This is a genomic window from Streptomyces sp. NPDC002130 (genome assembly GCF_040296465.1).
Taxonomy (GTDB): domain Bacteria; phylum Actinomycetota; class Actinomycetes; order Streptomycetales; family Streptomycetaceae; genus Streptomyces.
In genome coordinates this window covers 23,668-44,579 of the sequence record NZ_JBEOXI010000040.1, presented here as the reverse complement: position 1 = coordinate 44,579, position 20,912 = coordinate 23,668, and the positions used below count along the sequence as shown (strand labels likewise).

At 70.4% G+C, this 20,912-nt stretch carries 19 protein-coding genes, 1 tRNA gene and 2 pseudogenes; 9 read left to right on the top strand and 13 right to left on the bottom strand.

The window, feature by feature from the left end:
• Positions 1 to 253, bottom strand: a pseudogene (locus tag ABT116_RS10625) (hypothetical protein); the annotation flags it as partial.
• A gap of 35 nt (positions 254 to 288) precedes the next feature.
• On the opposite strand from ABT116_RS10625, the gene ABT116_RS10620 reads away from it, so the two are divergent.
• On the top strand, positions 289 to 1,782 hold the full coding sequence (locus ABT116_RS10620; RefSeq protein ID WP_351630670.1) for a site-specific integrase: 1,494 nt from the start codon (positions 289 to 291) through the stop codon (positions 1,780 to 1,782).
• On the opposite strand, the gene ABT116_RS10615 is transcribed toward ABT116_RS10620, so the two are convergent.
• The 3 genes from ABT116_RS10615 to ABT116_RS10605 form a co-directional block, all read right to left on the bottom strand.
• A complete protein-coding gene (locus tag ABT116_RS10615; RefSeq protein ID WP_311052699.1) occupies positions 1,750 to 2,181 on the bottom strand; it encodes a Fic/DOC family protein in 432 nt (143 codons plus the stop codon). The genes ABT116_RS10620 and ABT116_RS10615 overlap by 33 nt on opposite strands.
• Positions 2,178 to 2,399, bottom strand: coding sequence for an antitoxin VbhA family protein (locus tag ABT116_RS10610; RefSeq protein WP_219468632.1), 222 nt, complete (start codon positions 2,397 to 2,399; stop codon positions 2,178 to 2,180). Before ABT116_RS10610 ends, ABT116_RS10615 begins: the two co-directional genes overlap by 4 nt.
• A 197-nt stretch (positions 2,400 to 2,596) precedes the next feature.
• Positions 2,597 to 2,815 carry a hypothetical protein gene (locus tag ABT116_RS10605; protein ID WP_219468629.1) on the bottom strand — a complete coding sequence of 73 codons (219 nt, stop codon included), beginning with the start codon at positions 2,813 to 2,815 and terminating at the stop codon, positions 2,597 to 2,599.
• Between ABT116_RS10605 and cydC the strand changes: the two are divergent.
• Positions 2,813 to 3,868: pseudogene (gene cydC, locus ABT116_RS10600) on the top strand (thiol reductant ABC exporter subunit CydC); the annotation flags it as partial. The gene ABT116_RS10605 and the pseudogene cydC sit on opposite strands and share 3 nt — an antisense overlap.
• Positions 3,869 to 3,969: 101 nt before the next feature.
• Positions 3,970 to 5,037 (top strand): M23 family metallopeptidase, encoded by a 1,068-nt coding sequence (locus tag ABT116_RS10595; RefSeq protein WP_351630666.1) that lies wholly within the window; start codon positions 3,970 to 3,972, stop codon positions 5,035 to 5,037.
• Between the two features lie 19 nt (positions 5,038 to 5,056).
• Here the strand turns inward: ABT116_RS10595 and ABT116_RS10590 are convergent, their stop codons facing one another.
• From ABT116_RS10590 to ABT116_RS10575, 4 genes are all read right to left on the bottom strand, one after another.
• A complete protein-coding gene (locus ABT116_RS10590; RefSeq protein ID WP_351630664.1) occupies positions 5,057 to 5,926 on the bottom strand; it encodes an HAD hydrolase family protein in 870 nt (289 codons plus the stop codon).
• Between the two features lie 206 nt (positions 5,927 to 6,132).
• Positions 6,133 to 7,035, bottom strand: a complete 903-nt coding sequence (locus ABT116_RS10585) for an LLM class flavin-dependent oxidoreductase (RefSeq protein WP_351630662.1) — start codon at positions 7,033 to 7,035, stop codon at positions 6,133 to 6,135.
• Positions 7,036 to 7,118: 83 nt separating this feature from the next.
• A complete protein-coding gene (locus ABT116_RS10580; protein WP_351630660.1) occupies positions 7,119 to 7,667 on the bottom strand; it encodes an RNA 2'-phosphotransferase in 549 nt (182 codons plus the stop codon).
• A gap of 143 nt (positions 7,668 to 7,810) precedes the next feature.
• The gene (locus ABT116_RS10575; RefSeq protein WP_351630658.1) at positions 7,811 to 9,568 is read right to left on the bottom strand and encodes an SDR family oxidoreductase; all 1,758 of its coding nucleotides are present in this window, start codon (positions 9,566 to 9,568) and stop codon (positions 7,811 to 7,813) included.
• A gap of 168 nt (positions 9,569 to 9,736) precedes the next feature.
• Here ABT116_RS10575 and ABT116_RS10570 point away from each other — a divergent pair, with 168 nt between their 5' ends.
• The 6 genes from ABT116_RS10570 (at position 9,737) to ABT116_RS10545 (ending at position 13,930) form a co-directional block, all read left to right on the top strand.
• The gene (locus ABT116_RS10570; protein ID WP_351630673.1) at positions 9,737 to 10,705 is read left to right on the top strand and encodes an ABC transporter ATP-binding protein; all 969 of its coding nucleotides are present in this window, start codon (positions 9,737 to 9,739) and stop codon (positions 10,703 to 10,705) included.
• On the top strand, positions 10,695 to 11,612 hold the full coding sequence (locus ABT116_RS10565) for an ABC transporter permease (RefSeq protein ID WP_351630657.1): 918 nt from the start codon (positions 10,695 to 10,697) through the stop codon (positions 11,610 to 11,612). The genes ABT116_RS10570 and ABT116_RS10565 overlap by 11 nt, the downstream gene beginning before the upstream one ends.
• On the top strand, positions 11,609 to 12,520 hold the full coding sequence (locus tag ABT116_RS10560; protein ID WP_097217810.1) for an ABC transporter ATP-binding protein: 912 nt from the start codon (positions 11,609 to 11,611) through the stop codon (positions 12,518 to 12,520). The genes ABT116_RS10565 and ABT116_RS10560 overlap by 4 nt, the downstream gene beginning before the upstream one ends.
• 9 nt (positions 12,521 to 12,529) lie before the next feature.
• Complete coding sequence (locus ABT116_RS10555) at positions 12,530 to 13,249, top strand: ABC transporter permease (RefSeq protein WP_234750387.1); 720 nt, start codon at positions 12,530 to 12,532, stop codon at positions 13,247 to 13,249.
• 101 nt (positions 13,250 to 13,350) lie between these two features.
• On the top strand, positions 13,351 to 13,560 hold the full coding sequence (locus ABT116_RS10550; protein WP_351630654.1) for an SGM_3592 family protein: 210 nt from the start codon (positions 13,351 to 13,353) through the stop codon (positions 13,558 to 13,560).
• A gap of 283 nt (positions 13,561 to 13,843) precedes the next feature.
• Positions 13,844 to 13,930: transfer RNA gene (locus tag ABT116_RS10545), tRNA-Ser, on the top strand.
• A 21-nt stretch (positions 13,931 to 13,951) separates the two neighbouring features.
• On the opposite strand, the gene ABT116_RS10540 is transcribed toward ABT116_RS10545, so the two are convergent.
• The 5 genes from ABT116_RS10540 to ABT116_RS10520 all read right to left on the bottom strand — a co-directional run bounded on the left by ABT116_RS10540 (position 13,952) and on the right by ABT116_RS10520 (position 20,912).
• Positions 13,952 to 14,770: an HAD family hydrolase gene (locus tag ABT116_RS10540; protein ID WP_351630652.1), complete on the bottom strand. Its 819-nt coding sequence runs from the start codon at positions 14,768 to 14,770 to the stop codon at positions 13,952 to 13,954.
• Positions 14,767 to 16,044, bottom strand: a complete 1,278-nt coding sequence (serS, locus tag ABT116_RS10535; protein WP_351630650.1) for a serine--tRNA ligase — start codon at positions 16,042 to 16,044, stop codon at positions 14,767 to 14,769. The genes ABT116_RS10540 and serS overlap by 4 nt, the downstream gene beginning before the upstream one ends.
• Positions 16,045 to 16,584: 540 nt before the next feature.
• Positions 16,585 to 17,517 (bottom strand): prephenate dehydratase, encoded by a 933-nt coding sequence (pheA, locus tag ABT116_RS10530; RefSeq protein ID WP_351630647.1) that lies wholly within the window; start codon positions 17,515 to 17,517, stop codon positions 16,585 to 16,587.
• Positions 17,518 to 17,579: 62 nt separating this feature from the next.
• Positions 17,580 to 18,878, bottom strand: a complete 1,299-nt coding sequence (efeB, locus tag ABT116_RS10525; RefSeq protein ID WP_351630645.1) for an iron uptake transporter deferrochelatase/peroxidase subunit — start codon at positions 18,876 to 18,878, stop codon at positions 17,580 to 17,582.
• Between the two features lie 6 nt (positions 18,879 to 18,884).
• Positions 18,885 to 20,912 (bottom strand): copper resistance CopC/CopD family protein, encoded by a 2,028-nt coding sequence (locus tag ABT116_RS10520; protein WP_351630643.1) that lies wholly within the window; start codon positions 20,910 to 20,912, stop codon positions 18,885 to 18,887.

Below are 20,912 nucleotides of genomic sequence, written 5' to 3'. Positions count from 1 at the left end.
CGGTGAGCAGGCGCGTCGCGGCCTGAGGGTCGAGGGTGGGGGCGGTGAGGATTCGGGAGGAGGCGACGAACGACTCGCGGAGGGGCCTGCCGGCGCGCGAGAACAGTCCACCGCTGTTCTGCGAGGCCGTCGAGACAACCTCGGCCTCGTCACGATCGCGGAGCAGCTTGAATTCCTTGAGCAGCTTGGACTGCTTGTGATCGAGACGGCTCGGGATGACCACCTCGAGGTGAGCGTGCACGTCGCCGCGCACTCCCGACCTTCGAGTGCACCGCCTGCGGAAAGAACGTGACCGTCGCCAGCCACGTCGACGGCCGGTGGCACTGTCTGAACTGCTACCCCACACCCACCCGGCGGTGCGTGTCCTGCGGCAAGGACAAGAAGATCGCCGTAGTGATCATGTCCGGGCCACACTGCTTCGCCTGCCACAACCGTGTGCTGCGCAACCCCGCCTCATGTCCTGGCTGCGACCAAGTACGTATCCTCGCGTTCCTCGACGACACCGCTGAGGCGGTCTGCGCGGTCTGCGCGGGCCAGCCGGCCCGTTACGCCTGCCGCCGCTGCGGCGGCGAGGAGCACTACTACGGCAGGCTCTGCGGCCGCTGCACCCTCGAGGACCGCTGCACCGAACTGCTGGCCGGCCCGGACGGGACGTTGAGTGAGCCGATGCGCGCCCTACGCGACCATCTGCTTGCACGACCCCGGCCGGCGCAGATCATCAAATGGCTCCGCCACGGCCCGCACATCGACCTTCTGGGTGAGATCGCCTCCGGGCGAACACCGTTGATCGCCGTGTCCTTCGTCCAGACACACGGCGGGAAAGGCCTTGACTACCTCCACGCCCTGTTGGTCGACGCCGGAGCGATTCCCCGCGATCGGGCAAACACCGATCTCCTCGAAGCCTGGACGGCCCGCACCATCGGCGACGCTCCCGCCGGGCACCGCCGGGTGCTGACAACCTATACCCGGTGGGTTTTGCTACGCCGCGCCCAACAAGGCTGCGGCACAGGCGATATCACTCCCGGCGCGGCTAACCATGTCAAGGCCGCAACCCGCGGACTGATCGCCTTTCTCACCTGGCTCGACGAGCACGACACTCCTCTCGACGCTGTCACGCAAGGACGGGTCGAGCAGTTCCTTGCGGTCCGATCCGCGCAACGCTGGCTGCCTCAGTTCCTCGGCTGGGCGCAGGAGCGTGGTGTCGCGCCACGGCTGGAGGTTCCCGCCCTCGTACCAGGACTGCCTAACATCACCGCGTCCGAACGCGATCACGAACAGACCATCGCCACGCTCGTCCGTGATGACACCATCCCCGTCGATGTCCGCCTTCCCTGCCTGCTCATCGCCGTCTACGGCTTCACCGCGGCCAGAATTCTCACGCTGCAACACGCACACCTCCACGACACCGGCGATGCCGTCGACCTGCACGTCGGTGACCGGCCGCTGCGGCTTCCCGAACCGCTGACGGATCTAGCTCGAACCCAACTCGCCCGGCACCCCGACGCGGGGCCGCAGGACTGGCTGTTCCCAGGGCGGCAACCCGGCCGACCGAGACATCCGCTCTATCTCACCGGTCAGTTGCGCATGCTCGGCACAAGTATCTCTGCGCTGCAAAAGACCGCTCGCTTCCGCCTCGCCGGAGCCGTCCCCGCCAAAGTGCTGGCCGACATGCTCGACTTCAATGTCACGATGTTCGAGACCTATGCGCGTCTCGCCGGCGCCAATCGCGGCGACTACCCCGCGCTTCGCTCACATCAGAGTGAACAGTTCCCTATCGAATAATCCACTTCCACCGGTAGTGGTTTCACCCCAGTGGTAAGCGAGTCGGTCGACGGCGCGGTCTTTCGGGAGTCCTTGGGGGAAGTTGTCTTTGGCGATTCCGCGGAAGATGAATGCGGCTTGGTTTTCGATGTGTTCGGGTCGGCAGTGTGGGAGGTTCATGCCGACTGCGCCGGTGTCGCGGGTGCGGAGGGTGCCGGCCCAGTCGTAGACGTCTTGCAGGATGAATTGGTGGATCTTTTTGAGGTGGTCGAAGTCGAAATTGCCTGGTATGGGCTGTGTTTCGAGTTGCAGGATTCGCTGGTAGGCGGCTGCGCGTTCGACTACTGCGAGTTTCGCGGGGTCGGTGATGCCGTATTTGTTTTTGAGGACGCCTGGGGCGATCTCGTAGGGGTCGTTCACTCGGGCTGTGCTGCCTCGTATTCGGCGAGTGCTGCGGCGACTGCGAGTTCAACGGCTTTGTCGCCGGTGATTTCTCCGCGTAGTTGCCGGCGGCCGATTTCGACGTCGGTGGCGCTGGGTTCCATGCCGGCCATGCGGTGTCCGGCTGTGGCGGCGGCGATGGCTCGGTCGATCTGGGCTTCGGTCATGTGCGACTGTGCGTTGCGTGCAGTGGTCACCGGTGCTCCTTCGTCGACTCGGGCGAGTGTGGTGGTGCGCAGGGGAGCTGCGCACCGTTGTCTATTCTACCTGATCATTGCCTGTTTCCTGCGGTCAACAACGGTTGTGGAGCGGTGCCTGAACAGGGTGTTTCGGTTTTGTGCGGCGGCCTTGTCGGTGCGCTCCTCGAGGGGGGCGTCTGCGAGGGGTTGCACTGCTAGCTTTGCCCGCTGTACCGGCGCCATACGTAGGGGGTGGCGGCGACGAGAACCAGCAACAGCGTGACCAGGGCGAGGATCATGCCGAATTGCCACGGCTTCATTGCGTCGGGAAAGAACAGCCAGCCGATCAGTGTTCCGAGTACGAATCCGGCTACTGCTGACGCGGCTCCTGCTTTTGCGACTGGGGCAACGATGGTGGCGATCTCGTTGTTCATGCCGCGCGGGCCGCCACGGCCACCGCCCTGGGCGACGGCCTCACCGCGCTGATCTCCGGGCTGACCGTCACGGCCGCGGCGCTGGCCGGCGCGCAGGCGGTCCTCGCCGGGCGGCTCGACGGCGTGGCCATGGCCGTCGTCGTCCTCACTCCGCTCGCCGCCTTCGAGGCCGTGCTCGGGATGCCGCTCGCCGTGCAGTACCGGCAGCGCGTGCGCCGCAGCGCGGAGCGGGTGTACGAGGTGCTGGACGCCCCGGAGCCCGTGGGGGAGCCGGAGCGGCCCCGGCAGGCGCCCGCGTCGCCGTTCCCGGTCGTCGTCAGGGGACTGACCGCCCGGCACGCAGGGCAGGACCGGGAGGCGCTCGATGCGCTCGACCTGACCCTCCACGAGGGGCGTCGGATCGCCGTGGTCGGACCCTCCGGCTCCGGCAAGACCACGCTGGCGCAGGTGCTGCTGCGGTTCCTCGACGCGGAGGCGGGCTCATACACGCTCGCGGGTGTGGACGCGTCCGCGCTGCACGGCGACGACGTACGAGGCCTCGTCGGGCTGTGTGCGCAGGACGCGCATCTCTTCGACAGCTCGCTGCGCGAGAACCTGCTGCTCGCCCGGAAGGACGCCACCGAGGAGCAGCTGCGCGCCGCGCTGGGCCGCGCCCGGCTGCTGGAGTGGGCGGACAGCCTGCCCGACGGTCTGGACACGCTCGTCGGCGAGCACGGGGCGCGGCTGTCGGGAGGACAGCGGCAGAGGCTGGCGCTGGCCCGGGCACTTCTCGCCGACTTCCCCGTTCTGGTGCTGGACGAGCCCGCCGAGCACCTGGACCTGACGACGGCCGACGCGCTCACCGCCGATCTGCTGGCCGTCACCGAGGGGCGGACCACGCTGCTCATCACGCACCGGCTGGCGGGCCTCGAAGCGGTCGACGAGGTGATCGTGCTGGACCGGGGGCGGGTGGTGCAGCGCGGCCGGTACGCGGACCTGCTGGCAGTGGAGGGGCCGCTGCGGGAGATGGCGGAGCGGGAAGCGGCGGCGGAGTCGCTGGTGGGAGCACGGTAGCGGCCGGGAGCGGTGTGCACTGGGCCGTTCGGCGCAGCCGGTCCCCCAGCCGTAGGACCTGAACAGGACCAGGCCCGCGGTGCTGGGCGACGATCGCTGACATGCGCTCATATCGCCGCCATCGGCTGCTGGTTCCGGTCCTGCTGTGTGCGCTGGCCGTCCTCGCGGCCCGGCCGACGGCAGCGCCCGGGGAACCCGGCAGCGGCACCGGTACCGGCGCGGACACCGGCCTCAGCGCCGAGGTGGCGCGGCTGTACGAGGAGGCCGCGGTGGCGACGCAGCAGTACGAGGCCGGCCGCAAGGAGGCCGAGGAGCAGCGGGCCGAGGTCCAGCGGGCGGAGGAACTCCTGGACGCGCAGCGGCGGCACATCGCCGCTCTGCACGAGGATCTCGGCCGGATCGCCCGGGCTCAGTACCGCGGCAGTGGTGGCCTGCCGGTGGCCGCGCACATGCTCCTCGCCGACAGTCCCGACAGCCTGATGCGAGGTCAGCACGCCTTCTCGCAGGCGGATCTCGCCGTGAACAACGCGATCTCCAAGAACCGGCGGGCCGAGGCACGGCTGGCGGCGGACGAGGCCAGGGCCGCGGACCGGTGGCAGGCGCTGGAGCGGCGCAACACCCAACTCGCGGCTTTGAAAGCGGACATCGAGCAGAAGCTGGAGTCGGCGCGCTCACAGCTTCAGGGGCAGGCGGACGCCGCGGTGGCCGCCGGGGCGTGCCGCGGAGCCGTCCGGCTCGACCAGCCGGAGACGGGGTTTCTCGAGGGCGACTGGGTCGCGCCGGTCGAGACGTACGAGCTGTCGGCCTCCTACGGCAGCGGTGGTGCGCGGTGGTCGAACCGGCACACCGGGCAGGACTTCGCGGTGCCGATCGGCACGCCGGTACGGGCCGTCGGGGCGGGCCGGGTGGTGCGGGTGTCCTGCGGCGGCGCCTTCGGCATGGAGATCGTCCTCGAGCACGCGGGCGGCTATTACACGCAGTACGCCCATCTCGCTTCTCTCGCGGTCGACCAGGGGGAACACGTCAGCCCCGGACAGTGGATCGGCCAGTCGGGCACCACGGGCAACTCCACCGGGCCGCACCTGCACTTCGAGGCCCGGATCACAGCGGAGTCGGGCTCGTCGGTGAACCCGGTCTCGTGGCTGGCGGCGCGCGGGGTGTCCCTCTGAGACACCCCGGCTCCGGCGGCTATGGCAGTTCCGTCAGCAACCGCTCGATCACGACCGCCACCCCGTCCTCGTTGTTCGCCACCGTCCGGCCCGAGGCGGCGGCGATCACGTCCGGGTGCGCGTTGCCCATCGCGTACGACCGGCCCGCCCAGGTCAGCATCTCCACGTCGTTCGGCATGTCACCGAAGGCGACGACCTGCTCGTGCGAGATGCCGCGCTCGGCGCAGCACAGGGCGAGGGTGCTGGCCTTCGACACTCCCGGGCCGCTGATCTCGAGCAGGGCGCTGGGGCTGGAGCGGGTCACGACGGCGCGGTCGCCGATGGCGAGGCGGGCCAGGGTCAGGAAGGCGTCGGGGTCGATCTCGGGGTGGTAGGCGAGGATCTTCAGCACCGGCTCCGCGGCGGACTGGTGGTCCGGGCCCAGCAGCTCTTCGGCCGGGGCGAGGCTGTCCGGTGTCTCCATGTGCAGCTTCGGGTACGCCGGCTCCTGGTAGAAGCCGTAGGTCTGCTCCACCGCGTACACCGTGCCCGGTGCCGCGTCGCGCAGCAGCCGTACGGCGTCCAGGGCGTTCTCCCGGGCCAGCTCCCGCACCTTCACGAACCGGTGGGCGCCGGGGCCGCCGTGCAGGTCGACCACGGCGGCGCCGTTGCCGCAGATCGCCAGGCCGTGGCCGTGCACATGCTCGCTGACGACGTCCATCCAGCGGGCCGGGCGGCCCGTGACGAAGAAGACCTCGACGCCCGCCTCCTCGGCGGCGGCCAGCGCGGCGACCGTACGCGGGGACACCGACTTGTCGTCGCGCAGCAGAGTGCCGTCGAGGTCGGTGGCGATCAGTCGCGGCGGGAGGGTCTCGGCCGCGGTCTCGGGCTGTCGGGTCGCTGAGGTCACCCGGCCATTGTCCCGCACATGCCTGCACGGGCGTGCGGGGCTCCGCACAGGTGAGTGGACACCGCTCCCACCAGGAGCCCCGCACGAGCAGCCGTTCCGCAGGGGCCCCGGTGGAACCCCGCACGAGCAGCCGCTCCGCAGGGGCCCCGCGGTGGAGTCCCACACGAGCAGAGGCTCCGCACACACCCCGACGCATCCGCCGAGGCTCAGCGTAGCTGCGCCGGCGCCTCCATCGCGATCTGCTCGAAGACCTTCTCGTCCGCGGCGAAGGGCGAGTCGGGGATCGGCCAGTGGATCACGATCTCCGTGAAGCCCAGCTCCCCATGCCGTCCGGCGAAGTCCACGAACGCGTCCAGGGACTGGAGCGGGCCGACACGGTCCGGTGTGAAACCGGTGAGCAGCACCCGATCGAGATCGGTCATGTCCCGGCCGACCTCGGCGCAGATGTCGTCGAGCCTCTCCGCCTGCCCACGGATGGCCTGGACCGACTGCTCAGGCGTGCCGTTCTCGTACAGTTTCGGGTCGCCGGTGGTCACCCACGCCTGTCCGAAACGGGCGGCGAGCCGCATCCCGCGTGGCCCGGTCGCGGCCACCGCGAACGGCAGCCTGGGGCGCTGCACACAGCCGGGGATGTTCCGTGCCTCGTGGGCGGAGTAGAAGTCGCCGTCGTACGACACGGCGTCCTCACTGAGCAGCCGGTCGAGCAGCGGGACGAACTCGGCGAAGCGGTCGGCGCGCTCGCGCGGGGTCCATGGCTCCTGGCCGAGCGCGGTGGCGTCGAAGCCCGAGCCGCCCGCCCCTATGCCCAGCGTGACCCGCCCGCCGGAGATGTCGTCGAGGGAGATCAGTTCCTTGGCGAGCGTCACGGGGTGCCGGAAGTTCGGAGAGGTCACCAGGGTGCCCAGCCGCAGCCGGTCGGTGACGCTCGCGGCGGCCGTGAGGGTCGGCACGGCTCCGAACCACGGGCCGTCCCGGAAGGTGCGCCAGGACAGGTGGTCGTAGGTGTACGCGGTGTGGAAACCGAGCTGCTCTGCGCGCGTCCAGGCCGCGCGGCCGCCTTCGTGCCAGCGGCGGTACGGGAGGATCACGGTGCTCAGACGCAGACTCATGAGATCGAGCCTAAGGCAGCCCGGTGGGCCACCCGTGTTTCACGTGAAACCAGTCACCCTGAGTGTCTGGTCACACCAACCGGTCAGTGCCGTCCGGGAAAGCGCAGGTAGCGCGGCGGTACGGCCTGCGTGAGCCACACCCCGTTGGCGCTGACGTGGAAGACGTGGCCGTCGGCGTGCATGGCGGACGCGTCCACCCCGAGCACGACCGGCTGCCCCCGGCGGGCTCCGACGCGGGTCGCCGTGTTCCGATCGGGCGAGAGATGCACGGCGTGCCGGTTCATCGGACGGAGTCCCTCGGCCCGAATCGCATCCAGGTTGCGGGCGACGGTGCCGTGGTAGAGGTGCGCGGGCGGGGTCGCCGACGCCAGCCCGAGGTCGACCTCCACGCTGTGGCCCTGGCTGGCGCGGATCCGGGTGCCCTCGACGGCGAAACGCCGCTTGTCGTTGGTGGCGACGACATGGTCCAGTTCGTCGCGGGTGAACCGGAAGCCGTGCGCGGCGGCCGCGGCGATCAAGGTGTCGATCTCGACCCAGCCGGCCTCGTCGAGCGTGAGTCCGATGCGTTCCGGCTGGTGGCGCAGATGCTTCGACAGGTACTTCGACACCTTCACGGTGCGTCTTTCGTCCATCCCCCCAGGGTGCGGGAGAGATGCGCATCACGCGATCGAGTTTCACCTCGGAGGTTTGATCCACAGCCGAGTATGGTTATCCACAGGAGAATGGGCGGTTCTGTGGACAACTTCCCTTCGTCGCAGGGGTTTTGGGTCTCGCTTCACACTGGCGGCTTCAGTCGCGCGATGCCCCGCAGTACTCCCGGTGCCCATCGTGACAGCCACCGCGCACCCCGTGCCTCCGGTGTCACCGGCACCACTGCCTCATCGCGCGTGACCGCCCGCAGGATCGCACGGGCGACCTTCTCCGGCGGATAGTTCCGCAGCCCGTACAGGCGGGCGGCGCGCTTCTGCAGCCGCTTCTCCTCCTGGGCGTCGACCCCCGCGAAGTGCGCCGTCGAGGTGATGGCCGTGTTGACGAAACCGGGGCACACCGTCGTCACGCCGATCCCCTGGCCCGCCAGCTCCGCCCGCAGGCATTCGCTGAGCATCAGCACGGCCGCCTTTGAGGTGCTGTACGCGGGCAGCGCCCGGGACGGCTGGTACGCCGCGGCCGATGCCACGTTGACGATGTGGCCGCCCTGCCCGCGCTCGGCCATCCGCCGGCCGAAGAGCCGGCAGCCGTGGATGACACCCCACAGGTTGACGTCCAGGACCTTCTTCCAGTCCTCCGGGGTGGTGTCGAAGAAGGAACCGGACAGTCCGATCCCGGCGTTGTTCACGAGGACGTCCACCACCCCGTACTCGGTGGTGACCTTGTCGGCGAGCTTCTCCATGGCCTGCTCGTCGGAGACGTCGACCGTCTCCGCCCAGACCTCGGGGGCGCCCAGCAGGCGGCAGGACTCGGCGGTGCGGGCCGCCGCCTCCGCGTTCCGGTCGACGGCCACCACGCGCGCGCCGGCCTCGGCGAACGCGAGCGAGGTCGCCCGTCCGATACCGCTGCCCGCCCCGGTGACCAGCACGAGCTGCCCGCCGAAGCGTTCCGCGTGCTCACCGCTCGCCACCACCGGGGACCGCCCGCTCTCGACGGACGTCACGAACTCCTCGATCCAGGAGACCAGGTGGTCCGGGCGGGTGCGCGGGATCCAGTGCCCCGCCTGGATCGTCCTGCGGGTCAGCTGCGGAACCCACTGCTCCAGTTCGTCGTGGAGCCGCTCCGAGAGGAACCGGTCCTCCAGGGGCGTGATGATCTGCACGGGGGCGTGGGCGTGTGCGTCCGGGCGTGGCGCCCGCAGCCGGGGCCGGACGTTGTCCCGGTACAGCCAGGCTCCGTGGGCGGCGTCCGACGGCAGGGACGCGGTGGGGTAGTCACCCCGGGGCACCTTCTCGACGCGCTCCAGCACCCGCGGCCAGCGCTTGCCGAGCGGGCCGCGCCAGGCCAGCTCGGGCAGCACGGGCGTGTGCAGCAGGTACACGTACCAGGACCTGGCGCCCTGCCCGAGCAGCTGGCCGACCCGGCGCGGGGTGGGCCGCTTCACGCGCTGGTCGATCCAGTGGCCGAAGTGATCGAGGGACGGCCCGGACATCGAGGTGAACGAGGCGATGCGGCCCCTGGTGCGCCGCACGGTGGTGAACTCCCAGGCCTGCACCGAGCCCCAGTCGTGCCCGACCAGATGCACCGGCCGGTCCGGGCTCACCGCGTCCGCGACGGCCAGGAAGTCGTCCGTCAGCTTCTCCAGCGTGAACCCGCCCCGCAGTGGCCGCGGCGCCGTCGACCGGCCGTGTCCGCGGACGTCGTACGCCACCACGTGGAAGCGTCCGGCGAGCCGGCCGGCGACCTCGGACCACACCTCCTTGCTGTCCGGGTAGCCGTGCACCAGGACGACCGTCGGCCGCTCCGGATCACCCAGCTCGGCCACGCACAGCTCGACTTCGCCGGTCCGCACCCTGCGCTCCCGCGCACCCGTCAGCAACGTCATCCGGCGAATCTGGCAGTTGTTAGAGAGTTCGTCAATAGGAGCTTCCCGGTGGTGGTAACTCTCAAGAAGCAGCTCCCCTAGGGGCCCGTAATACTCAGGGTTGATCCGAAGACAGCTCTGCGGAGTGATGCCCGCCACGCGCACGGCCCCTACCTTCGAGGGGTGACTGTGATCGCGACCGAAAGCCTGAGCAAGCGGTTCCCCCGGGTGACCGCGCTTGACCGGCTCTCCGTGGACGTCGGGCCCGGTGTGACCGGACTCGTCGGAGCCAACGGAGCCGGCAAGTCCACACTGATCAAGATCCTGCTGGGTCTGTCCCCCGCCACCGAGGGCCGCGCCGAAGTGCTCGGTCTCGATGTCGCCACCAAGGGCGCCGCCATCCGCGAGCGGGTCGGCTACATGCCCGAGCACGACTGCCTGCCGCCGGACGTCTCGGCCACCGAGTTCGTCGTGCACATGGCGCGCATGTCGGGCCTGCCGCCCACCGCCGCGCGCGAGCGCACGGCCGACACCCTGCGCCACGTCGGCCTGTACGAGGAGCGCTACCGCCCCATCGGCGGTTACTCGACCGGCATGAAGCAGCGCGTCAAGCTCGCGCAGGCCCTCGTCCACGACCCGCAGCTGGTCTTCCTGGACGAGCCGACCAACGGCCTCGACCCCGTCGGTCGCGACGAGATGCTCGGCCTCATCCGCCGTATCCACACCGACTTCGGCATCTCGGTCCTGGTCACCTCCCACCTGCTGGGCGAACTGGAGCGCACCTGCGACCACGTCGTCGTCGTGGACGGCGGCAAGCTCCTGCGCTCCAGCTCCACCACGGACTTCACGCAGACCACCACGACCCTCGCCATCGAGGTCACCGACACCGACGAGCACCCGGACGGCACCCGTGCGGTCCGCGAGGCGCTGCACGCGCGCGGGGTGATCGTCGAGGACGGCAGCGGCCTGCCGGGCGCCGGCCACGTCCTGCTGCTCACCGCGCAGGGCGAGGAGACATACGACCTGGTCCGGGACGTGATCGCGGACCTCGGTCTCGGCCTGGTGCGCATGGAGCAGCGCCGGCACCACATCTCCGAGGTCTTCACCAGCAGCGACGAGCGCGAGCAGCGGAAGGAGGCGGTCGGCCATGGCGGTTGAGCACTCCACAGGGGCAGCCGCCCCGGCACCGGGTGACCAGACCCGCATCCACAACATCGGCTACCGCAACTACGACGGCCCGCGCCTCGGCCGCGCCTACGCCCGCCGCTCCCTGTACTCGCAGTCCCTGCGCGGCTCCTACGGCCTCGGCCGCTCGGTCAAGTCCAAGGTGCTGCCGATGCTGCTCTTCGTGGTGATGTGCGTGCCCGCGGCCATCATCGTCGCCGTGGCGGTCGCCACCAAGGCCAACGCCCTCCCGCTGGACTACACGCGCAACGCGATCGTCATGCAGGCGGTCATCAGCCTGTTCGTCGCCTCGCAGGCACCCCAGTCCGTCTCGCGGGACCTGCGCTTCAAGACCGTGCCGCTGTACTTCTCGCGGCCCATCGAGACCGCCGACTACGTCCGCGCCAAGTTCGCGGCACTGGCTTCGGCGCTGTTCATCCTCACCGCGGCGCCCCTGCTCGTCCTCTACGTGGGCGCGCTGCTGGCCAAGCTCGACTTCGCCGACCAGACCAAGGGATTCGCTCAGGGACTCGTCTCCGTGGCACTGCTCTCACTGCTGTTCGCCGGCATCGGCCTGGTCATCGCGTCCTTCACCCCGCGCCGCGGCTTCGGCATCGCGGCCGTGATCGCCGTGCTGACCATCACCTACGGCGCCGTCTCCACCCTCCAGGCCATCGCCGACGCCCAGGGCAGCGGCGACGCCGTGCCGTGGATCGGGCTGTTCTCGCCGATCACGATCGTCGACGGTGTGCAGTCCGCGTTCCTGGGCGCGACGTCCGCCTCCCCGAGCGGAGTGGGCCCGAGCACCGCCGAGGGCATCGTCTACGTCGTCGTCGCCCTGGGCCTGATCGCGGCGAGCTACGGCCTCCTGATGCGCCGCTACAAGAAGGTGGGACTGTGACCACGCTCAACATCGACCACGTCTCCCGCTGGTTCGGCAACGTGGTCGCCGTCAACGACATCACCATGACCATCGGCCCCGGTGTCACGGGTCTGCTCGGCCCCAACGGCGCCGGCAAGTCCACCCTCATCAACATGATGGGCGGCTTCCTGGCCCCCTCCACCGGCACGGTCACCCTCGACGGCCAGGCCGTGTGGCGCAACGAGCAGATCTACAAGCACATCGGTGTCGTGCCCGAGCGTGAGGCGATGTACGACTTCCTCACCGGCAAGGAGTTCGTCCTGGCCAACGCCGAGCTGCACGGCCTGGGCGCCAAGGCGGCCCAGAAGGCGCTCGCCACGGTCGAGATGGAGTACGCCCAGGACCGCAAGATCCAGACGTACTCCAAGGGCATGCGCCAGCGCGTGAAAATGGCCTCCGCCCTGGTCCACGACCCCTCGCTGCTCCTGCTGGACGAGCCGTTCAACGGCATGGACCCGCGCCAGCGCATGCAGCTGATGGACCTGCTGCGCCGCATGGGCGACGAGGGCCGCACGGTCCTGTTCTCGTCCCACATCCTCGAAGAGGTCGAGCAACTCGCCTGGCACATCGAGGTCGTCGTCGCCGGCCGGCACGCCGCCAGCGGCGACTTCCGCAAGATCCGCCGCCTGATGACCGACCGGCCGCACCGCTACCTGGTGCGCTCCAGCGACGACCGCGCCCTCGCGGCCGCGCTGATCGCCGACCCGTCGACGGCCGGCATCGAGGTCGACCTCGCCGAGGGTGCGCTGCGCATCCAGGCCGTCGACTTCGGCCGCTTCACGGCCCTGCTGCCGCGGGTGGCCAGGGACCACGGCATCCGGCTGCTCACGGTCTCGCCGTCCGACGAGTCCCTCGAGTCCGTCTTCTCGTATCTCGTCGCGGCGTAGGAGGCCCTGATGTACGACCCCACAGTCGCCCGGCTCACCTACCGGGCCCTGCTCGGCCGGCGCCGGGCCCTCATCCTCGGTGCCCTGCCGATGCTGCTGATCGTGATCGCCGTGGCGGTGCGCGGCCTGGCCGGGGCGGACGACCAGACGGCGTCCGACCTGCTGGGCGGCCTCGCCCTCGCCACGATGGTGCCGATCATCGGCGTCATCGCCGGTACCGGCGCGATCGGGCCGGAGATCGACGACGGCTCGGTGGTGTACCTGCTGTCCAAGCCGATCAAACGGCCGACGATCATCTTCACCAAGCTGATCGTCGCCATCGCGGTGACCATGGTGTTCTCCGCGGTGCCGACGCTCATCGCCGGCTTCATCCTGAACGGCAACGGCCAGCAGGTCGCCGTCGCCTACACGGTGGCCGCGCTGGTCGCGTCCATCGCCTACGCCGCCCTGTTCCTGCTGCTGGGCACGGTCTCCCGGCACGCGGTGGTGTTCGGCCTGGTCTACGCGCTGGTCTGGGAGGCCCTGTTCGGCTCCCTGGTGCCGGGTGCGCGCACGCTGAGCGTCCAGCAGTGGTCGCTGGCGGTGGCCCAGAAGGTGTCCGGCGGGGACCTGGTCTCCTCGGATGTGGGCCTGACCACGGCGACGGTGCTGCTGGTGGCCGTCACGGTGCTGGCCACCTGGTACGCCGGGCAGAAGCTGCGCTCCCTGACGCTCGCCGGCGAGGAGTGACGTGCCCCGGCCTTGACGGGGGCTTCACCTCTGTCCGGGCACACTGGGCGAACGGGATGTAGGGGAAGCACAACGGGAGTTGGACGGCTGGGAGGACGGGAATGGCGAGCGAGAAGGACGACTTCGAGGATGTCGTACTGGACGAGGACTTCATACGCTCCGCCGGGACCTCCGAGCCGTCCGCCCGTGCCCGGATGCTCGCCGCGAAGTGGCGCCGCGAGGAACCGGAGCCGCAGCCCTGGCGGTCCGACGAGCCGCCCGCGGGCTGGTTCTTCAGCAAGGTCCGGCGGCGCAGGTGGCGCAGGAAGTAGCCGGGCCGCCGCCGGTCCGGCCGCCGATTTATTCAGTGGCGTCCAATTCGCCCGGCGGGCAGAGTGGTTGTCGTCAGCGCCGGGCCGATCGGCCCGGAGTCACGAGCCGGGAGAGGAGCGGGACGATGTCCATGCACGGCAGTACGTCCAGCTCCCTTCAGGGCAGCCCGAGGCGGGATCCGGAGTAGTCGCCACCCCTCCGTGGAACCCGCCCCGTACGGGGAGCTGCCCGGGGCGGCCGCTTCGAGCACGCGAATCGCACATCGCGTGAGGCCGCCCACCCGGAGGATTGGCCGAGTGGTAAGGCACTGGCTTGCTAAGCCATGGTCGGGTCGAAAGGCCCGCGCACGTTCGATCCGTGCATCCTCCGCCGCGCACACGCTACGAAGGTTCAGCCCAGCAACCGCTCCAGCACCACCGCGATGCCGTCCTCGTCGTGGGAGGACGTCACCTCGTCGGCCACCGCCTTCAGTTCCTCGTGGGCGTCCGCCATGGCGACGCCGTGGGAGGCCCAGGCGAACATCGGTATGTCGTTGGGCATGTCGCCGAAGGCGATCGTGTCGGCCGCCTTCAGACCGAGCCGACGGGCCGCCAGGGACAGCCCTGTCGCCTTGGACAGACCGAGGGGGAGAAGCTCGACGATGCCCGCGCCCGCCATCGTGACGGTGACGAAACCGCCCGCTGTGCGGGTCGCCGCCTCGCAGAGCTCGTCGTCGGAAAGCGTCGGGTGCTGGATGTACAGCTTGTTCAGGGGCGCGGTCCACAGGTCCGACGCGTCCGTGAAGGGCGTGGCGGGCAGGGTGCCCTGCACCGCGTAGCCCGGGCCCACCAGCACCTCGCCGTCGAGGCCGTCGCGGCTCGCCGCCAGGTGGAGCGGGCCGACCTCCGCCTCGATCTTGGCCAAGGCCACCCCGGCCAGTTGCCGGTCCAGCGTCACCGACGTCAGCAGGCGGTGCGCGCCGGCATCGTAGACCTGCGCGCCCTGGCCGCAGACGGCGAGGCCTCGGTAGCCGAGGTCGTCGAGGATGTGCCGGGTCCACGGGACGGCGCGGCCGGTGACGACGATGTGCGCGGCGCCCGCCGCGGTGGCCGCGGCGAGCGCGTCACGGGTGCGCTGCGACACCGTGTCGTCGGAGCGCAGCAGCGTCCCGTCGAGATCGGTGGCGACGAGCCGGTACGGGAAGGCGCCCGGGGAAGCCGTGTCGCTCACTTGGCCACCGGCTCCAGGACCTCCCGGCCGCCCAGGTACGGACGCAGCACCTCGGGCACGCGCACCGAACCGTCGGCCTGCTGGTGGTTCTCCAGGATCGCCACGATCGTGCGCGGGACGGCGCACAGCGTGCCGTTGAGCGTGGCCAGCGGGCGGACCTGCTTGCCCTCACGGACACGGATCGACAGGCGGCGGGACTGGAACTCGGTGCAGTCCGAGGTCGAGGTCAGCTCGCGGTACTTGCCCTGGGTCGGGATCCACGCCTCGCAGTCGAACTTGCGGGAGGCCGAGGAGCCGAGGTCGGCGCTCGCCACGTCGATCACGCGGTACGGCAGCTCCAGCGAGGTCAGCCACTGCTTCTCCCAGTCCAGCAGGCGCTGGTGCTCGGCCTGCGAGTCCTCGGGAGCGACGTAGGAGAACATCTCGACCTTGTCGAACTGGTGCACGCGGAAGATGCCCCGGGTGTCCTTGCCGTGCGAACCGGCCTCGCGGCGGAAGCAGGGCGAGAAGCCCGCGTAGCGCAGGGGGAGGCGGTCGGCGTCGAGGATCTCGTCCATGTGGTACGCCGCGAGCGCCACCTCGGACGTGCCGACCAGGTAGAGGTCGTCGTCGGCGAGGTGGTAGACGTCCTGCGCGGCCTGGCCGAGGAAGCCCGTGCCCGCCATGGACTGGGGGCGGACCAGCGCCGGGGTCAGCATCGGGGTGAAGCCGGCCGCGGTGGCCTGCGCCATCGCCGCGTTCACCAGGGCGAGCTCCAGGAGCGCGCCCACGCCGGTCAGGAAGTAGAAGCGCGAGCCGGAGACCTTGGCGCCGCGCTCGACGTCGATCGCGCCGAGGAGCTGGCCGAGCGCCAGGTGGTCCTTGGGCTCGAAGCCCTCGGCGTCGAAGTCGCGGATCGTGCCGTGCGTCTCGAGGGTGACGAAGTCCTCCTCGCCGCCCACGGGCACGTCCGGGTGCACGAGGTTGCCGAGCCGCTGGAGCAGCTCCTGGGTCTCGGTCGCGGCCGCGTCGCGGTCCGCGTCGGCGGCCTTGACGTCGGCGGCGAGCTGGCCCGCCTTCTTCAGCAGCTCGGCCTTCTCGTCGCCGGCCGCCTTGGGGATGAGCTTGCCGAGCGCCTTCTGTTCGGCGCGGAGCTCGTCGAAGCGGACGCCGGACGACCTGCGCCGCTCGTCGGCAGACAGGAGGGCGTCGACGAGCGCGACGTCCTCTCCACGGGCGCGCTGCGACACGCGCACACGGTCGGGGTCCTCACGGAGCAGGCGAAGGTCAATCACGCGCCCAAGGCTACCGGTGCGGGATGACCGCCCACGACTCACTATTCCGCTCGCGCCTTACGTACCGTTGTGAGCGAATTGCGCGCAGTGTCAATAAAGAAGACGCCTCTCCCCGGAACGTGGCATCCGACGGGCGTCATCTTGACTCTAATCCCTTGGGCGGGAAGGGACTTGGGTTTCCGTTGTCCACAGCGATCCACATCCGGGCAAAAGTTATCCACAGGCTGTGTGGAAGATCTGTGGACTACGGAATCGATCACTCCGAATGGTCGGACCGTCCCACGAATTCCCGTGACAAACCCCCTCCACTCTCACTTTCGAGTGGAAGTGGGTCACCTCGAAGGGGTACGCAAGGGAAAACAGTGGACGAAGGGTGACCTGCCCGCCGATGGGCTCATCAAGGGCCTGTAGGGCGATTTGTCGACTGACCCACGCTTCGTTGTCGACTTGTCCCCAGGTCGAGAAGCGGACCTGTGGATAACTTCTGTGGATAACGACAATCAGCAGGTACGACCAGCTCGGAACGGGCGGGAACCCGGACTAGAAACGCCCGTCCTGGCACCGCGCGACCCAGTCCGCCGCCCCCGCGAACTCCTCGTCGGACGTCCCCAGCCGCGGCGGCCGCACATCCCCCGGCCGCATGTCCGCGCGCGGGTAGGAGCCCAGGTAGCGCACCTGGAGGCAGATCCGCTTCAGACCCATCAGGGCGTCGGCCACCCGGCGGTCGGAGATGTGGCCCTCGGCGTCGATGCAGAAGCAGTAATTGCCGATGCCGGCGCCGGTGGGCCGGGACTGGAGCAGCATGAGGTTGATGCCCCGGGTGGCGAACTCGCCCAGCAGGTCACGCAGGCCGCCGGGGTGGTCGTCGCGCTGCCACAGCACGATCGAGGTCTTGTCCGCGCCGGTCGGCGCCGCGGGCCGGGCGGGCCGGCCCACCAGCACGAACCGCGTCTGGGCGTTCTCCGCGTCGTGGATCTGGGTCTCCAGGGCCTCCAGACCGTAGCGGGCGGCCGCGAACTCACCGGCGAAGGCGGCGTCGTACTGGCCCTCCTGGACCAGTCGTGCGGCGTCCGCGTTCGAGGCGGCGGACTCCCAGTGCGCGTCCGGGAGGTGCTTCTTCAGCCAGTTGCGCACCTGCGGCTGCGCGGCCGGGTGGGCGGAGACGGTCTTGATGTCCGACAGCTTCGTGCCCGGGCGGACCAGCAGCGCGAAGGTGATCGACAGCAGCACCTCGCGGTAGATCATCAGCGGCGCGCCGGCGACCAGCTCGTCGAGCGTGGTGGTGATGCCGCCCTCGACGGAGTTCTCGATCGGCACGAACGCGGCCTCGGCCTCGCCGGCGCGTACCGCGTCGAGCGCGGACTGGACGGACACGTACGGGATGAGTTCCCGGGTGGCGGCCTCGGGAAGCGTGCGCAGGGCGACTTCGGTGAAGGTGCCCTCAGGGCCGAGATACGCGTAGCTCGCTGGCATGACCTCACCCTAATGGGCTCGCGGAAGCGCTATCCCCCACAAGCACACACAAGGGTGAACTGTCACCCCTCCAGCAACTTCTGCCCCACGTACTCTCCCTCCGCGGCCCCGCCCGGCACCGCGAACAGGCCGCTCGACTCGTGCCGGATGAACTGCGACAGGGCGTCGCCGCGGTCGAGCTTGCGCTGCACCGGCACGAAGCCGCGCAGGGGATCGGCCTGCCAGCAGATGAAGAGCAGACCCGCGTCGGGCACCCCGTCGGTGTCGATGCCGTCGTGGAAGGAGAAGGGGCGGCGGAGCATCGCCGCGCCGCCGTTCTGGTCAGGCCGGGTGATGCGGGCGTGGGCGTTGATCGGGACGACCAGGTTGCCCTTGGCGTCCGTCTTCTCCAGGTCCATCGCCGTCGTCTCGGTGCCTCCGGACAGGGCCGCCCCGTCGGACTTGCGGCGCCCGATCACGTCCTCCTGCGCCTTGAGGGAGAGCTGCTCCCAGTCGTCGAGGAGCATGCGGATCCGGCGTACGACGGCGTAGGAGCCGTTCGCCATCCAGGCCGGTTCGCCGTTGTCCGGCTTCTCCGGAACGAAGATGCGCCGGTCGAAGTCGGACTCGGCAGGCTTCGGGTTGCGGGTGCCGTCGATCTGGCCCATCAGGTTGCGGGCCGTCATGGGGTGGGAGGTGGCGCCCGGTGAGCGGTTGAAGCCGTTCATCTGCCAGCGGACCTTCGCGGCCCGGCCCGCGTCCTTCTGGATCGCGCGCAGGGCGTGGAAGGCGACCAACGCGTCGTTGGCGCCGATCTGCACCCACAGGTCGCCGTTGCTGCGGTTCTTGTCGAGGTGGTCGGAGGAGAACTCGGGCAGCGGGTCCAGAGCGGCCGGACGCTGCTTCTCCAGGCCGGTCCTCGCGAAGAAGCTGTGGCCGAAGCCGAAGGTGATCGTCAGCGACGAGGGCCCGGCGTCGCGGGCGACGTCCGTGTCCTCGTGGGTGCTCGGCTCGCCCGCCATCAGCCGCCGGGCCGTCTCCGACCAGCGGCGCAGCAGGGCGGTGGCCTCCTTGCGGCCGGCGCCCGCCGCGAGGTCGAAGGCGACGAGGTGGCCGCGTGCCTGGAGGCCGTCGGTGATGCCGGGCTGATGTTTCCCGTGAAACATCGCCCGGTCCGTGCCGAGCGAGGTGAGCGGTGCGGCTGCCTCGGAGGGGGCGGCGGCGTAGCCCACGGCGGCGCCCGCCGTGCCGAGGACGAGCCCGGTGGCACCGGCGGTGCCGAGCAGCCGCCGCCGTGAGATGCCCTCGTGGGCGGGGGCCGTTTCGCTCTCACCCGGGCCGGCCTCGGGGGTGCGGGCCTTCGGAAGGGACTGGTCAGGCATGGTCGTTCAGCCGATCTGCGCGTTCTTGGAGACGGTCACCTCGTCGATGTCGGAGGTCCGCACGGTCACGTCGACCTGCCAGTCGCCGGCCATGGGGATCTGCACTCCGTTCGCCGACCAGTGTCCGGTCGCGAGGTGGTCGGGGACGACGGGCAGGGGCCCGATGTCCTTGGCTTTCAGGGTGAACTCGACCTTGACCTCGGGGATGTCGAAGGCCCGGCCGTTGGGACGCTCCACGTAGACGTGCATCTCGTTGTCGCCCACCCGCGCGGGGTCGAGGTCGATGGTGACGATGCCCTTGCCGTCCTCGCCGCCGGTGTCGAACGGCATGTTCAGGGTCAGCGCCCCGGACGCGCCGGTGTCGGCGGAGGCGGACGCGGAGGACGAGGTGGCCGCCTTGGCCTCCTGCTCGGTGCGTCCGGGCTCGGTCTGCGTGAGCACGGTGGTGACGGCGAGCAGCACGACCGCGATGCCCGCCTCGGCCAGCACGGAGCGGCGCAGCCCGAAGCGGTTCGGGTCCGCGTCCCGCATCCGCTTTTGCCGTGCGGCGTCCCGGGCGGCCTGCTGCCGGGCGAGCTGCGCGGCGCGTTCGGTGCCGGCGGGCTCGGTGTCGGTGGGCGCGGTGTCGGGCTGCTCGTCGGTGTCGAGGCCGGGGGCGGTCTCGTCGGCCCCCTCGCCGGGGGCGTCCCCGTTGCCGGCGAGGGCGGCCTTCCCGTCCCCGGGGCCATCCGCGATATCCGCGCCGTCCGCCCGGGCGCCGACCCGTTCCTTCTCCCGTACCTCCAGCCTCTCCACCGATGCCGTCTCCGCCAGTCGTCCCGTCCACCGGCGCGAGATCCACGCGATGCCGACCAGGACGACCACGAGGGCGATCTTGGCGAGCAGGAGCTGGCCGTAGCGGGTGTCGGTGAAGGCCGACCAGGAGCCGAGCTGGCGCCAGGACTGGTACGTCCCGGTCGCGATCAGGGCGAGGACGCTGCCGAAGGCGACCTGGGAGAAGCGGCGTACGGCCGGTGCGTCGACGGGCGTCTCGGCGGGCGCGCGGTACAGGGCGACCAGCAGCGCGCCGAGTCCGCCGAGCCAGGCGGCGACGGCCAGCAGATGGAGTACGTCGACCGGCATGGCGATGCCCGCCTGGAGGCCGACGGAGGCGTGCTCGGACATCGCCCAGCTCGCCGCGAGCCCGGCTGCCACGACGACTCCGCCGATCGCGAGCCCGAAGGTCAGGTCCTTTTTCTCCTGGGCGTCTTCCCGCTTGTCGTACGCGCCGAACAGCACGGCGATGAACAGGGCCGCCGCTGCGAGCAGCAGCAGCCGGGACACCAGGGCCGCGCCGCTCTTGGTCTGCAGCACCTGCCCGAGCAGGGACAGGTCGAAGACGTCGGCGATCTTCCCGGAGCCCGTGAAGGAGCCGCGCAGCAGCAGCAGCGCGAGGGTCGACGCGGTGAGCGCGACCCATCCGGAGACGACGTACCGCTGGACCGGCCGCACCCCGGAACCGCGCTGCCAGCAGGCGAGCACGAAGGCGGCGCCGCCGGCCATCACGATGAACCCGGCGTAGGACACGTACCGCCCGAAGCCGTACAGCCAGCCCACGACCCCGTCGTCCGTCGACTGCCCGGAGACCGACACGGAGGTCTTGGAGGGGGCGCCGATGGAGAAGGTGTAGGCGCCGGCGACGGGATGGCTGTCCGCCGAGACGACCTGGTAGGCCACCGTGTACGTGCCGTCGGGCAGGCCCGAGTGCAGCGGCACGGCGTACGTCGTGCCGCTGACGTTGGCCGGTTTGGCCGTGTCGACGCGCTTGCCCTCGGGGTCGAGCACGCGCAGCGAGTCGTCGGACAGCGCGACCTGCTCGGAGAAGGTGAGCGAGATGCGGGCCGGGGCCTTGTCGACCACCGCCCCCTGTCCGGGGTCGCTGCCGGTCACGGCGGCGTGCGCGGAGGCCGGGCCGGCTCCGGCGAGGAGTGCGCAGGCCGCGGCCAGGAGCAGCAGCACCAGTGTCCGGACGCGGGGGGCGATGGTCTGCGTCAC